General features: G+C 60.7%; 12 protein-coding genes. 7 read left to right on the forward strand and 5 right to left on the reverse strand.

Annotated features, from left to right (window positions below; all coding sequences use genetic code 11):
- Positions 1–50 precede the first annotated feature (50 nt).
- Together J3P75_RS17360 and J3P75_RS17365 are read right to left on the reverse strand one after the other, a co-directional pair.
- Positions 51–1,289 carry a M20/M25/M40 family metallo-hydrolase gene (locus J3P75_RS17360; RefSeq protein ID WP_434707591.1) on the reverse strand — a complete coding sequence of 413 codons (1,239 nt, stop codon included), beginning with the start codon at positions 1,287–1,289 and terminating at the stop codon, positions 51–53.
- 213 nt (positions 1,290–1,502) lie between these two features.
- Complete coding sequence (locus J3P75_RS17365; protein ID WP_434707592.1) at positions 1,503–2,576, reverse strand: diguanylate cyclase; 1,074 nt, start codon at positions 2,574–2,576, stop codon at positions 1,503–1,505.
- Between the two features lie 177 nt (positions 2,577–2,753).
- Between J3P75_RS17365 and J3P75_RS17370 the strand changes: the two genes are divergently transcribed.
- From J3P75_RS17370 to J3P75_RS17400, 7 genes are all read left to right on the forward strand, one after another.
- Positions 2,754–4,208, forward strand: a complete 1,455-nt coding sequence (locus J3P75_RS17370; RefSeq protein ID WP_434707593.1) for a flavin-containing monooxygenase — start codon at positions 2,754–2,756, stop codon at positions 4,206–4,208.
- A gap of 21 nt (positions 4,209–4,229) precedes the next feature.
- On the forward strand, positions 4,230–5,156 hold the full coding sequence (locus J3P75_RS17375; protein WP_434707594.1) for an alpha/beta fold hydrolase: 927 nt from the start codon (positions 4,230–4,232) through the stop codon (positions 5,154–5,156).
- A 151-nt stretch (positions 5,157–5,307) separates the two neighbouring features.
- Entirely contained in the window at positions 5,308–6,807 is a 1,500-nt protein-coding gene (gene glcD, locus J3P75_RS17380) for a glycolate oxidase subunit GlcD (RefSeq protein WP_434707595.1), read from the forward strand.
- Positions 6,807–7,856, forward strand: coding sequence for a glycolate oxidase subunit GlcE (gene glcE / locus J3P75_RS17385; RefSeq protein WP_434707596.1), 1,050 nt, complete (start codon positions 6,807–6,809; stop codon positions 7,854–7,856). The genes glcD and glcE overlap by 1 nt, the downstream gene beginning before the upstream one ends.
- A gap of 2 nt (positions 7,857–7,858) precedes the next feature.
- Entirely contained in the window at positions 7,859–9,079 is a 1,221-nt protein-coding gene (glcF, locus tag J3P75_RS17390) for a glycolate oxidase subunit GlcF (protein WP_434707598.1), read from the forward strand.
- Between the two features lie 88 nt (positions 9,080–9,167).
- Entirely contained in the window at positions 9,168–10,556 is a 1,389-nt protein-coding gene (gene hglS / locus J3P75_RS17395) for a 2-oxoadipate dioxygenase/decarboxylase HglS (RefSeq protein WP_434707599.1), read from the forward strand.
- A gap of 644 nt (positions 10,557–11,200) precedes the next feature.
- Entirely contained in the window at positions 11,201–12,028 is an 828-nt protein-coding gene (locus J3P75_RS17400) for a glycosyltransferase family 2 protein (protein WP_434711329.1), read from the forward strand.
- A 323-nt stretch (positions 12,029–12,351) separates the two neighbouring features.
- On the opposite strand, the gene J3P75_RS17405 is transcribed toward J3P75_RS17400, so the two are convergent.
- The 3 genes from J3P75_RS17405 to J3P75_RS17415 form a co-directional block, all read right to left on the reverse strand.
- Positions 12,352–12,936 carry a hypothetical protein gene (locus tag J3P75_RS17405; protein WP_434707600.1) on the reverse strand — a complete coding sequence of 195 codons (585 nt, stop codon included), beginning with the start codon at positions 12,934–12,936 and terminating at the stop codon, positions 12,352–12,354.
- 86 nt (positions 12,937–13,022) lie between these two features.
- Positions 13,023–13,220, reverse strand: coding sequence for a hypothetical protein (locus tag J3P75_RS17410; protein WP_203421576.1), 198 nt, complete (start codon positions 13,218–13,220; stop codon positions 13,023–13,025).
- An 11-nt stretch (positions 13,221–13,231) separates the two neighbouring features.
- Complete coding sequence (locus tag J3P75_RS17415; protein WP_434707601.1) at positions 13,232–13,474, reverse strand: hypothetical protein; 243 nt, start codon at positions 13,472–13,474, stop codon at positions 13,232–13,234.
- Positions 13,475–13,493: the final 19 nt, after the last annotated feature.

The following is a 13,493-nucleotide window of genomic DNA, read 5'->3' on the forward strand; positions in this document are numbered from 1 at the left end:
GACACCGCATTAATGATCCTTCCCACGCAGAGCGTGGGAACGATCCCCCTTCACTGCGGCTTCGCCAACTCCATAATCATCCGCGACAACAAATAAATCCGCGGCGCCACGCTCGCCACTTCGGCGTATTCCTCGGGCGTATGGATATTGCCGCCAACAATGCCAAAGCCATCCAGCGTCGGCGTGCCAACCCCGGCAGACAGACTCGCATCCGCCGCGCCGCCACTGCCCTCTTCGGTCAGTTTGCGGCCGATCTCGCCGTAAATGCCTTGGGCCATGGCCATCAGGCGATCCGACTCCGCCGTTTGCGGCATCGGCGGCAAGCCGCGCTCCAACGAAGTCTTCACCTCGGTATCAGCAATCAACTTGTCCTGGGAAACCCGCGCCAGGTCCTTTTCGATCCGGTCGAATTCTTCGGGCACCGCCGCGCGGACGTCAGCCTTGGCGGTGGCTTGAGCGGGTATCACGTTGGTGCGGTCACCAGCATTGAGCACGGTGAAGTTGATAGTGGTCTTCTTCGCCTCATCGCCGAGCTTGCCCAGTTGCAGAATCTGGTGCGCTGCTTCCATGGCGGCGTTGCGCCCCAGTTCCGGCGCGACGCCAGCGTGCGCGGCTTTGCCCTTGACTTCGACCAGCGCCGTCGCGCTGCCCTTGCGCCACACCACCAGGCCATCGGCCGGGCGGCCCGGCTCGAGGTTGAGGGTCACGTCGTGCTGTCTGGCGGTTTTCTTGATCAGGTCGGTGGCGACGTCCGAACCGGTTTCTTCGCTGGCGTCGAGCAGGAAGGTGATTTGCGCGTAGTCTTTGAAATCGAGGTTCTTCAGCACTTTCAACGCATAAATCCCGGCGACGATACCGCCCTTGTCGTCCATCACTCCCGGCCCGTAGGCGCGGCCGTCCTTGATGTGAAACGGCCGCTCGGCCGCCGAGCCTTCCTTGAAAACGGTGTCCATGTGCGCCATCAGCAGGATTTTCGCCTTGCCGGTGCCTTTCAGCGTCGCCAGTACATGGCTGGATTTATCCGGCGTGTTCGGCACCAGCTCGATCGTCGCGCCGAGCTTTTTCAACTCATCGATGGCAATGTCGCTGACTTGCTTGAGACCGGGTTCGTAACCGGAACCCGAGTCGATATTGACCAGCCGCTCGAGCAGCTTCAGCGCTTCGGGCTGGTACTGCTCGGCATCGGCGAGCACTTGCTTGTGCGGTTCGGCGAAGGCGCCGGTGGCAGCGAGGGTCAGAGACAGGCCGAGGCTGGCGGCCAGCAGGGAGCGAGGAAATGAGAACGTCATGAAGCGGTCCTTGTTTCGCGTACGGGGCCTTTAACCGTACCCGACATCGGCGCGAGGCTCTACACCGGATGCGACACTGACCTAACCAACGCCACAAAACCCCCTGTAGGAGTGAGCCTGCTCGCGATGGCGTCGTGTCAGCCGACATTGATGCCAGCTGACACGACGCCATCGCGAGCAGGCTCACTCCTACAAGGGATATGGGACAGGCGATCAGACGGAGTCGAGCACCGCCTGGCGAGGCTGCTCGTCGCAATTGCAGATCACCCGATTACGCCCGCTCGCCTTGGCTTCGTACAGCGCCTGATCGGCCTCATTGAGCCAGCGGGTGGCGTCGGCATGGGTCGGATCGTAAGCCGCCAGGCCAATGCTCAAACTGACCTTCAGCGCCGGATTCTGCTCATAGCCCAGAATTGCGAAACGCTCGCGCAACGCTTCCATGGCCTGGGCGGCGTTGAACAGCGGCAACTCGGGCAGGATCACGCAGAACTCGTCGCCGCCATAGCGTCCGGCCACGTCCGTCGCGCGCAGGTTGTGCTTGAGCAATTTGCTCAACTGGCGCAACACGATATCGCCGGCGACATGGCCGTAGGTGTCGTTGATCGTCTTGAAATGATCGATGTCGATCAACGCAATCGCCGCGCCCTGCTGCTGGCGTCGGCAGCGCTGAAAGGCGATTTCCAGCTGATCTTTCCAGGCGCCGTGGTTGAGCAGCCCGGTCAGGCTGTCGGTGCGGCTCAGGGCGAGCAGTTCGCGTTTATGCCGGCCGAGATTGTAGGCCTGACGAAAGCAGATCCAGCCCAGCGCCAACGGATACAGCAGCAATAACGGGAAACACGCGTACATCTGCGCAGGCGAAGTTTGCGGGACGAATGCCGGGGCGAAAACTACCAGCCCGACGCCGACCCCAAGCAATTGCGCAGCAGAGCCTGCCAACAGAAAGCGTGCGCCACCGATCGCGACGTTGTTCATCGCCATCATCGAAATGGTCACTGCCGTGGGCAATGGATTGAAATGCATCGCGGCAACCCAGAAGCCGCCGGAAAAAGCATCAATCAACAGATTTCGGTGTTCTGCATGATAGGGAACACGCGAGCGGCGCGCCCATTGAAACGCCAGATGTGGCCAGACCAAGCCGTTGAAGAACATCAGTGCCCAGACCCACAGCGGCGGATCGAGCGCATACATCGCCACGGACACACACAGCAGCCCAAGCAACAGCCCGAGGATTCGCGATGTATAGAGCCTCCTGGCGACTGAAAGTCCCTTTCCTCCCGCATTTCCCATAAGGACCTCGATCACGCACTCCGCTGTGCGGATGTGATGGGAGTCTATCAGGGCGACGTTAATCCGCCATCACCGGTCAGCGGGCTGAATAGCGCGACATCAAGGCCGCGCACCGGGCGAATTTTTGGCTATACATGAAAGGAGCAAAATGGAAAAACAACTATAAGAAGGAGGCCCATGCGCACCTACCAAGTGTTGATCATCGGCAGCGGTTTTGGCGGCCAGTGTGCGGCGGTCAACCTGCTCAAGGCCGGGATCGACGATTTTCGCCTGCTGGAGCGCAGGGACTTCTTTGGCGGCACCTGGTGCCAGAACACCTACCCCGGCGCAGCGGTGGACGTGCCGTCGCCGCTGTATTCGCTGTCGTTCGCGCCCTACCGCTGGTCACAGATGTTCGCCGGGCAGGCCGAACTGCAGCGCTACACCGAGCATGTCATTGACGCGTTCCATTTGCGTGACCGCGTGGAGCTGCAGACCAATGTCGAGCGCGTCGAATGGGACGAGTCGGCAAAACGCTGGGCCGTCCACACCAGCTGCCAAGGCGTCTACTACGCGCAATTCCTGATCAACGCCAGCGGACCGTTAAGCCAGCCGGTGATCCCACATTTCCCGGGCCGGGATCGCTTCAAGGGCAAGACTTTTCATACAAACAACTGGGACCACAGCTACGACTATCGCGGTAAACGCGTGGCCATCGTCGGCAGCGGCGCCAGCGCGGTCCAGGTGATTCCCGCGATAGCGCCGCAAGTGGCACATTTGCACGTTTTCCAGCGCACAGCGCATTGGGTACTGCCCCGCGCCGATCGCCTATTTGGACCGATTCAACGCTGGCTGCTCGGTCGTAAACCCGCCTACAAACTGCTGCGCTGGCTGATCTACTGGCAGTTCGAAACCCGCGTGATCGCCTTCAAGTATTCGAAACCGGCGATCCACATGGTGCAGCAGCACGCCCTGCGCTTTCTCAAACGACAGGTGCCGGACCCGCAGTTACGGGAAAAACTCATTCCGGACTTCACCATCGGCTGCAAACGCGTGCTGGTCTCCAGTACTTACTACCCGACGCTGAGGCGCGCGAACGTCACCTTGCACAGCCGCGAACAAGGCATCGCTTCCATCGACGAAACCGGGATCAACACCACAGACGGCCAGCATGTCGACGCGGATCTGATTGTCTGGTCAACCGGTTACGACGCCACCGACGGGGTGATTTCCTACCCGGTCAGCGGAAAAAACGCCGTGCAGCTAGGCGATGTCTGGGCCGAATATCCGCGCGCCTATCTCGGCACCAGCCTGCCGGACTTTCCCAACCTGTTTATCGTCACCGGCCCGAACACCGGCATCGGCCATACCTCGGCGCTGTTCATCATCGAATCACAGATGAACTACATCATTGACTGCATCCGCACCGTGCGCGATCAAGGGTTGCGCAGCATCGAAGTGCGCCGCGACGCAGAACGTACCTACACTGCAATGATCCACCGGGAAATGCAGCGCACGGTGTGGAAGTCCGGTGGTTGCCACAGTTGGTATCAAAGCAAGAGCGGTCATGTGATCGCCATGTTTCCCGGCTTCAGTTTCAGCTACTACCGTTTGACCCGGGCGCTGAAACCCGCCGACCACATTCTGTCCTGAACACGTAAAAGGAAGACGTCGATGCTTTTGCTGTTTGTCGCCCTCGCGGTTTTCGTGGCCTGGAGCTGGTTGAGTTATCCGGCGATCGGGCACTGGCTGTATGACCTGAGCATGGCCATCGAGGCCAGGTTGTATAAATTGCACAAGATCGAAGTGCCGATCGCCGAGATGACGGTGTCGACCTGGCAGGGCGGGCCGTACGAAGCGGCCAGTGCGATCCTGATGCTGCACGGTTTCAGTGCCGACAAGAATCTGTGGCTGCGTTTCTCCCGGCACTTTGTGCGGCAGTATCGAGTGATCATTCCGGACTTGCCCGGCCATGGTGAAACCGGCTTCAAGGCCGGTGGCGGTTTTGATATTCCGCTGCAGGCCAAACGCATGATCCAGTTGCTCGACGTCTGCGGCGTGGAAAAGGTGCATGTGATCGGCAACTCGATGGGCGGCTACCTGGCGGCGTGGCTGGCGGCAACTTATCCCGAGCGAATCGCCTCGCTGGCGCTGATCGATCCGGCGGGCGTCACCGCGCCGCAGGCCAGCGACATGGAGCGACATCTGGCACGCGGGCACAACCCGTTTCTGGTCAATTCCCGCGAAGAGTTTCGCTATCTATACGCAATGACCATGGCCTCGCCGCCCTGGGTGCCGAAGGTTGTGCTCGACGCCATCGCTCAGCGTTACGTGCAGCAACGCGACGAACTGGAAGAAATCTTCCGTGACTTCCACGCCAGTCCACCAATGGAACCGAAACTGGCGCAAATCCGCTGCCCGGCGCTGCTGCTGTGGGGACGCAAGGATCGCTTGATCGACGTCAGCAGCGTGCCGGTCTGGAGCAAGGGCATCGCCAATTTGCGCGTGGACGTCTGGGACCACGTCGGGCACATGCCGATGGTCGAGCAGCCGACGCATAGCGCACGCCTGTATCAGGAATTTCTTGGAAGCCAGCGATGACAACTTTCCCTGATCGTCCTGGTCCTGATCGTTCCCACGCTCTGCGTGGGAATGCCGCCCGTGACGCTCCGCGTCACTGGACGCAGAGCGTCCCCAGAGGCATTCCCACGCGGGAGCGTAGGAACGATCAGCGGCGGGGCCTGGAGCTGAGATGAACATCCTTTACGACGAGCGCCTCGACGGCCCGCTGCCGCCGGTGGACAAGGCCGAACTGCTCAAGGCGCTGCAACAAGCCGTGCCTGACCTCGACCTGCTGTGGCGCGAGGAGGAACTGAAACCTTACGAATGCGACGGCCTCTCCGCTTATCGCACCACGCCGATGCTGGTCGCCCTGCCCCGGCGTCTCGAGCAGGTGCAGAGCCTGCTCAAACTTTGCCACGCACAGAACGTTCCGGTGGTTGCGCGCGGTGCCGGCACCGGCTTGTCCGGCGGCGCCTTGCCGCTGGAACAGGGCGTGCTATTGGTGATGGCGCGGTTCAACAATATTCTGCATATCGACCCCGCCGCCCGCACCGCGCGGGTCCAGCCCGGGGTGCGCAATCTGGCGATCTCTCAGGCCGCCGCGCCGTTTGGCCTGTACTACGCGCCGGATCCCTCCTCGCAGATCGCCTGTTCGATTGGCGGTAACGTCGCCGAAAACGCTGGCGGCGTGCATTGCCTCAAGTACGGCCTGACCGTGCACAACCTGCTGAAAATCGAAGTGCTGACCATCGAAGGCGAACGCCTGCCCCTCGGCTCCGATGCGCTGGATTCGGCAGGTTTCGATTTGCTCGCGCTGTTCACCGGTTCCGAAGGCCTGCTGGGGATCATCACCGAAGTCACGGTCAAGTTGCTGCCCAGACCGCAAGTGGCGAAAGTCCTGCTGGCGAGTTTCGATTCAGTGGAAAAGGCTGGCCGCGCGGTAGCCGAAATCATCGCGGCGGGAATCATTCCCGGCGGCCTGGAAATGATGGACAACTTGGCCATCCGCGCCGCCGAAGACTTCATCCACGCCGGCTACCCGGTCGATGCCGAGGCCATTCTGCTGTGCGAACTCGATGGCGTCGAAGCCGATGTGCATGACGATTGCCAGCGGGTGCGCGAGGTCATGCTCGCGGCGGGTGCGACTGAAGTGCGCCAGGCGCAGGACGAAGCCGAACGCGTGCGTTTCTGGGCCGGGCGCAAGAATGCCTTCCCGGCGATTGGCCGTTTGTCGCCGGACTATTACTGCATGGACGGCACCATTCCGCGCCGGGAATTGCCCGGTGTTCTGCAAGGCATCGCAAGGCTTGGCGAAGAGTACGGCTTGCGCGTCGCCAACGTATTCCATGCTGGCGACGGCAACATGCACCCGCTGATCCTGTTCGACGCCAACCAAGCAGGCGAACTGCAGCGCGCCGAAGCCTTGGGCGGCAAGATCCTCGAACTGTGCGTGCAGGTCGGCGGCAGCATTACCGGCGAACACGGGGTTGGCCGGGAGAAAATCAATCAGATGTGCGCGCAATTCAACAGTGACGAGCTGAGCCTGTTCCACGCAGTGAAAGCGGCATTCGACCCGCAAGGTCTGCTCAATCCCGGCAAGAACATTCCGACCCTGCACCGCTGCGCCGAATTTGGCGCGATGCATATTCACGCCGGGCAACTGCCATTCCCCGAGCTGGAGCGTTTCTGATGGCCGATTTCGACGGCGCCAGCGCCCTGCTCGATCAGGTCAACGCCGCGCGCGCCAATCGCACACCGTTGAAAATCCAGGGCGGCAACAGCAAGGCGTTTCTCGGTCGCGAAGTGGCGGGTGAAGTGCTCGACACCCGTGCCCACTGCGGCATCGTGCGCTACGAACCGACTGAACTGGTGATCACCGCGCGCGCGGGGACGCCGTTATCAGAGCTGCTTTCAGCACTGGACAGCGCCGGGCAAATGCTGCCGTGCGAACCACCGGCATTCACCGACAGCGCCACTGTCGGCGGCATGATCGCGACAGGTTTATCGGGCCCGCGGCGGCCGTGGTCAGGCTCGGTGCGCGACTTCGTGCTCGGCACGCGAGTCATCACCGGTCTCGGTCAGCACTTGCGTTTTGGCGGCGAAGTGATGAAAAACGTCGCCGGGTACGACCTGTCACGGCTGATGGCCGGCAGTTTTGGTTGCCTTGGCGTGCTCACCGAAGTCTCGCTGAAGGTCCTGCCCAAACCGCGCCAGTGCCTGAGCATTCGCCTGGATATCGACTGCACCCGCGCCTTGAGCAAACTTGCCGAGTGGGGTCAGCAACCGCTGCCGATCAGTGCGGCGTGTCACGATGGCACAAGTCTTTATTTGCGCCTTGAGGGCGGCGAAGGTTCGGTGACCGCGGCGCATCAACGCCTCGGTGGTGAACCGTTGGACTCGATTTTCTGGAGCGATCTGAACGAGCATCGCCTGGCCTTTTTCGATGAAGGCCTGCCGCTGTGGCGCCTGTCGCTACCCAACAATCTCAGCCCGCTGGAGCTGCCTGGCGAGCAATTGATCGACTGGGCCGGCGCGCAACGCTGGTTGAAGTCCGCCAGCGCTGACATTCATGCGCTCGCCCAGTCGCTGGGCGGCCATGCCACCTGTTTCAGCCACGGTGCCCGTGACACACCGTTCCAGCCGTTGGCGCCGACGCTGCTGCGCTATCACCGCCAGCTCAAGGCGCAACTCGATCCGCAAGGGCTGTTCAATCCCGGGCGAATGTACGCGGAGTTCTAGCCATGCAAACCACCCTCAGCGAACAAGCGCGACAGCTGCCCCGAGCCGCCGAGGCGGAAAAGATTCTGCGCACCTGCGTGCATTGCGGTTTTTGCAACGCGACCTGCCCGACCTATCAACTGCTCGGCGATGAACTCGACGGCCCGCGTGGGCGCATCTATCTGATCAAGCAAGTGCTCGAAGGCGCGCCGGCGACTGCGCAGACACAACTGCATCTTGATCGTTGCCTGTCCTGCCGCAATTGCGAAACCACCTGCCCGTCCGGCGTCGACTATCACAACCTGCTCGACATTGGCCGCGCGGTGGTCGATCAGGCCGTGCCGCGCCCGCCGGCGCAGCGACTGTTGCGTGAGGGCTTACGGGCCTTGGCGCCAAATCCGCGCGTGTTCAAAAGCCTGCTGCGGGTAGGCGCGACGTTTCGCCCGCTGTTGCCGCGTTTGCTGGAAAGCAAACTGCCGCAAGCGGTGTCAGGCAACGTTTCGCGCCCGGCTCCTCGGCATGCGCGCCGCGTATTGTTGCTGGAAGGCTGCGTGCAACCGGGGCTGTCGCCGAATACCAACGATGCGACGGCGCGAGTGCTGGATCGACTCGGCATCAGTGTCACCCCGGTTGCGGAGGCCGGTTGTTGCGGCGCGCTGGATTATCACCTCGACGCCCAAGCCAAAGGCCTCGATCGCGCCCGACACAATATCGATGCGTGGTGGCCGCATCTGCAGAGCGGCGCCGAAGCGATCGTGCAAACCGCCAGCGGCTGCGGCGCGTTCATCAAGGATTACGGGCATTTGCTGGAAAACGATCCGGCTTATGCGGTCAAGGCACGGTACATCAGCGAGCGGACGCTGGATCTGGTGCAGATCCTCGCGCAGGAACCACTGGAACAGGTGTGCGCTGCCAGCGAACAACGAATCGCCGTGCATTGTCCGTGCACCCTGCAGCACGCGCTGAAACTCGGCGGTGCGGTGGAGTCGGTATTGACCCGTCTCGGTTTCAATCTCACCGCCGTACCGGACGGCCATTTGTGTTGCGGCTCGGCGGGCACCTATTCGCTGACGCAACCCGTGCTGGCCCGACAACTGCGCGACAATCGCCTCAACGCGCTGGAGAGCGGCCGACCGCAATTGATCGTCACCTCAAATGTCGGCTGCCAGAGCCATCTGGCCAGCGCCGGTCGTACCCGCGTGTTGCACTGGATCGAACTGGTGGATCAGTCGTTGGCAGAATGAAGTTCGTAGGATTCTTCGTTTGCCCGCGTGGGCGAAGGCTGCGATCTTTTCCGCTATCCATTCCGTGACCGTGGCAGGAATTTTTTTCATGACCGTGCAGCCTTTTGTCAGCCCCGACCTGATCCGCCAGCGCTTCTCCAAAGCGATGTCCGACATGTACCGCGAAGAAGTGCCGCTGTACGGTGCATTGATGGAGTTGGTGGAACAGACCAACCGTGACGTGCTGGCTCGCCAACCGGAGGTCGCCCGGCAACTGCACAGCAGCGGTGAAATCGAACGCCTGGACATGGAGCGCCACGGCGCCATCCGCGTCGGCACCGCCACCGAACTGGCGACCCTCGCCCGCCTGTTTGCGGTGATGGGCATGCAGCCGGTGGGCTATTACGACCTGACCCCGGCGGGCGTGCCGGTGCATTCCACGGCGTTTCGCGCGGTGCATGAAGATGCTTTGCAGGTCAGCCCGTTTCGCGTGTTCACCTCGCTGTTGCGCCTGGAGCTGATCGGAGATCCCGACGTGCGCACCTTTGCCGAATCGGTGCTGGCTCGGCGATCTATTTTTACCCCGCAAGCATTGCGCCTGATCGCCCACGCTGAAACCGCGGGCGGGCTGAACGAAAGCGAGGCCGAAGCATTCGTCTTACAGGCACTGGAAACCTTTCGCTGGCACCACAGCGCCACCGTCAGCGCCGCGCAATACCAGACGCTGAGCGCGCAGCACCGTTTGATCGCCGATGTCGTCGCCTTCAAAGGTCCGCACATCAACCACCTGACCCCGCGTACGCTGGACATCGACCGCGTGCAGGAACAGATGCCGGCCCATGGCATCACCCCCAAAGCGGTGATCGAGGGCCCACCGCGCCGGCAATGTCCGATCCTGCTGCGCCAGACCAGTTTCAAGGCCTTGGACGAGCCGATCGCCTTCACCGACCAGCAGCAGACCCGCGGCAGCCACAGCGCGCGCTTCGGCGAAATCGAACAACGCGGCGCCGCACTGACGCCCACGGGCCGAGCGCTGTACGACCGTTTGCTGAATGCAGCGCGGGATGAACTGGGCGAGTTTCCCAATGAAGGCAACGCCGCACGCTACAACGCGCTGATGACTCAACACTTTGGCGACTTCCCTGACAGCGCCGAGGGCATGCGCGAACAAGGGCTGGCGTACTTTCGCTATTTCGCTACGGAAAAAGGCATGGCGGCGAGTGGTCTCAGTGAGTCGTCGCTGGAAGATTTGTTGCGTGAGGGCCATGTGAAAGCCGAGCCGCTGGTGTACGAAGATTTCCTGCCGGTGAGTGCAGCGGGGATTTTTCAGTCAAACCTCGGCGACGCGGCGCAGACGCACTACGGCGAGCACTCCAATCGCCAGGCTTTCGAGCAGGCGCTCGGGCGCCCGACCATTGACGAACTGGGCTTGTATGCCGCGACGCAACAGCGCTCGATCGAGGAGTGCGCCGCGGTGTTGCGGATCACATTGCGCTGATTTTTGAGGCAATCCACAAATTCACTGGAGCGAGCCTGCTCGCGATAGCGGTGGGTCAGTCGCCACTGACTTGTCTGAACTGACGCCTTCGCGAGCAGGCTCGCTCCCACAGGTTTTTGCGGTGAACTCAGACTCTGCGGCAGACCACAAATCCACTGTGGGAGCCAGCCTGCTGGCGATGGCGGTTTGTCAGTCACTAGTGATTTGCCTGGGCTGACGCCATCGCCAGCAGGCTCACTCCTACAGGTCTCGCGGTGGACACAGACTCTGCGGCAGACCACAAATCCGCTGTGGGAGCGAGCCTGCTGGCGATGGCGGTGTGTCAGTCACCACTGATACCTTCGCGAGCAGGCTCGCTCCCACAGGTTTTTGCGGTGAGCTCAGACTCTGCGGCAACACACACATCCACTGTGGGAGCCAGCCTGCTGGCGATAGCGGCGCATCAGTCACCAGTGATTTGCCTGGGCTGACGCCATCGCCAGCAGGCTGGCTCCCACAGGTGTTGCGGTGGACGCAAGCTCTGGGGCATCTCACAAACTGACGGGCACCGCCCCACCCGCAAATTAAGCTTCACCTAAGCTTGCCTCGCTAGCATCGCGCCTCATGAACCCTGTCGTCATGAGCCGTGAATGAATCCCTCCGACATGCAAGCCTTTGATTTTCCCTGCCAGCCGCCAGCAAATTTCAGCCTCGTTCTGGTGAATTACAAAACCCCGGACATCACCCGGATGTGCCTTGAGCTGCTGCGCGAGCACGTCCAGGCGCAGCGCATTCCGGTGTGGGTAGTCGATAACGATTCAGCGGATGCCAGCCTCGATTATTTGCGCTCGCTGGACTGGATCAACTTGATCGAGCGCCCATCGCCGGGCAAGGAAGCGGGGCATATTGCGCATGGCAAGGCGCTGGATCTGGCTTTGGAGAAAGTTGAAACCGACTATTTGTTTCTGCTGCATACCGACACTTTCGTCTACGACAAGGAAGTATTTGCGATGATGATGCGCGAGTGCACCAAGTCGCCGGATATGGCGGCGGTGGGTTGTGTCGAACAACTCAATCGCGGGTGGCTGCGCGATAAGTGGCGTTTAACTTCGCGATTCTGCAAGCACCATGTTCGTCGGGTAAAACTGCATCTGGGCATGCGCTCGAAACAGCCGCGGCCTTATAAAGAAACGCATTTGAAAAGCTTCTGCACACTGTGGAATGCGCGTCTAATGAAATCGTTGGGACTACACTTCTGCATGGACGAGCAAGTTCCGGGTTATGCCGTGCAAGATCGAATGAGTGGTTTGGGCTATGGCATCAAATTCCTCTCGCCGCGCAAGATCTTCAGCTATCTGGACCACATCCAGGCCGGCACCGTCGCTGCGGCAGGGATCTACGGGGAAAACCATCGGCGAACGAAAATGTATCAGGCCACGCTGAAGCGCTTCCAGGGGCAGCAAGGCAAACCGGATATGCGAGCCTCGGTGTAATTCGAAGCAACAAAAAAAGGGCGACTTATCAGTCGCCCTTTTTTGTTGCGTAAAATTGTATACAGCTCCCCAAAGAGGTGTCCGCCCAGTGTAATGGCCTGGCAATCCATGCACCGGTAAAGAGCCCTGACACTGGGCGAACCGAGAGGATTTTAATTGAAGATGGCGGATATGTCGTCAGGCTTAAACATGAAATTTTTGTACTGGTAAGTTAAAAAGTGTGTCGCCTCGATATTTACCGGGAAACTTCCTACAGCCGGATTTCATATGATTGTTCTCATACATAAATTTGTACAAGAACAATCCTCTTGTAGAGTTAATACTCAACTATCGTGTTGACTGGTCACTTTCAGGATATCGGTGTAGGTGACAATAACGCTCTGCCCTACTTTCAAATCCTTGAGCTTCGCTTGGATTTCCGGCTTCTTCACATCAAGCGTCTTCGATTGTCCAGACGGGTTCTGGAGGGTGACCTGGTTGGATTTCAAATCAATTTTGCTGATTTTCAACTGCACCTGTACCTGCCGGTAAGCCTCGCCACCGGGGTTATCGCTGCCCGGCGCCTTGCGCAATTCGCCGGTGCGCTCGGTGGTGCCGGGCAGACCTTTATCCACATCGGTGTCGAGATAAGCGGCGACCGAGCGCTGCACCTCGATCTTCACCAGATCGCCGACCTTGAGATTGGCAAGGTTCTTCGCCTTGTCGGTGAGCTGTACGTGGACCTTCGCGCCCTCGGGCCCTTCAAGCACAACCTGGTGACTGGCAGCGTCAACTGCGAGCACCTTGGTGGTAACGGTATCGGCCTCAACGACGGCAGATAACGGAATATCGGCAGCCCAGGCGCCGAAACTGGTGGCAGAAAGGAGCGTTGCGAGAGTGATGGCCTTGGCCAGTGCGTCGAGCTTCATATGCATGACTTTCCCTGTGATGAAATGGCGACGCCCGCCGCCAGATCGACTTCAGCGGCGGGCGTGCCAGAGAGCATAGACGCTGTTCAGGGCTTGACTTGCGTTTGTGGCCCACGCGTGTGCGGCTTCGCGGTCTCCTGGGCAGTGGATTCGCCGCTCGGTGTACCTTTGCTGCTCGGCCGCTGCTTGGGATCGGTCGGCCGCAGGGCATCATTGTCACGCTCGGTTTCACCGGCCGGGCGCGGCTCATCGGGATTGTCGTTCTGGCTGACGGTAGTGTTCATGGGGCGAGTCCTCAAGCTTCGGGGTCGTCAAGTTCGCGGGCAACATTCACCGCGGGAGAGTCCTTGTGCAGATCATCGGCCTTGGCGCGCAGGAGCTGCCACTGCTCCAGGTCGATAGCCCCCTGACCGAGCAAATCATCGGCGATGCGCTGCAGGTCGAGGTAGTGAGCATCGGGAGAATCCTGCCAATAGGCGCGGTCGTCGAACAGGCGTTGCCAAGTGTCCAGGTCTGGGGGTTGCAAGTCGTCGCTCATGGGAGAGTCCGGAAATTTG

Source organism: Pseudomonas sp. R1-1, assembly GCF_051132135.1.
In the GTDB taxonomy this organism is placed as follows: domain Bacteria; phylum Pseudomonadota; class Gammaproteobacteria; order Pseudomonadales; family Pseudomonadaceae; genus Aquipseudomonas.

What these genes read in the sequence shown, in the direction of transcription:
- J3P75_RS17360 (WP_434707591.1), bottom strand. Translation starts at nt 1,289, where the DNA reads ATGACGTTCTCATTTCCTCGCTCCCTGCTGGCCGCCAGCCTCGGCCTG.
- J3P75_RS17365 (WP_434707592.1), bottom strand. Translation starts at nt 2,576, where the DNA reads ATGGGAAATGCGGGAGGAAAGGGACTTTCAGTCGCCAGGAGGCTCTAT.
- J3P75_RS17370 (WP_434707593.1), top strand. Translation starts at nt 2,754, where the DNA reads ATGCGCACCTACCAAGTGTTGATCATCGGCAGCGGTTTTGGCGGCCAG.
- J3P75_RS17375 (WP_434707594.1), top strand. Translation starts at nt 4,230, where the DNA reads ATGCTTTTGCTGTTTGTCGCCCTCGCGGTTTTCGTGGCCTGGAGCTGG.
- glcD (WP_434707595.1), top strand. Translation starts at nt 5,308, where the DNA reads ATGAACATCCTTTACGACGAGCGCCTCGACGGCCCGCTGCCGCCGGTG.
- glcE (WP_434707596.1), top strand. Translation starts at nt 6,807, where the DNA reads ATGGCCGATTTCGACGGCGCCAGCGCCCTGCTCGATCAGGTCAACGCC.
- glcF (WP_434707598.1), top strand. Translation starts at nt 7,859, where the DNA reads ATGCAAACCACCCTCAGCGAACAAGCGCGACAGCTGCCCCGAGCCGCC.
- hglS (WP_434707599.1), top strand. Translation starts at nt 9,168, where the DNA reads ATGACCGTGCAGCCTTTTGTCAGCCCCGACCTGATCCGCCAGCGCTTC.
- J3P75_RS17400 (WP_434711329.1), top strand. Translation starts at nt 11,201, where the DNA reads ATGCAAGCCTTTGATTTTCCCTGCCAGCCGCCAGCAAATTTCAGCCTC.
- J3P75_RS17405 (WP_434707600.1), bottom strand. Translation starts at nt 12,936, where the DNA reads ATGAAGCTCGACGCACTGGCCAAGGCCATCACTCTCGCAACGCTCCTT.
- J3P75_RS17410 (WP_203421576.1), bottom strand. Translation starts at nt 13,220, where the DNA reads ATGAACACTACCGTCAGCCAGAACGACAATCCCGATGAGCCGCGCCCG.
- J3P75_RS17415 (WP_434707601.1), bottom strand. Translation starts at nt 13,474, where the DNA reads ATGAGCGACGACTTGCAACCCCCAGACCTGGACACTTGGCAACGCCTG.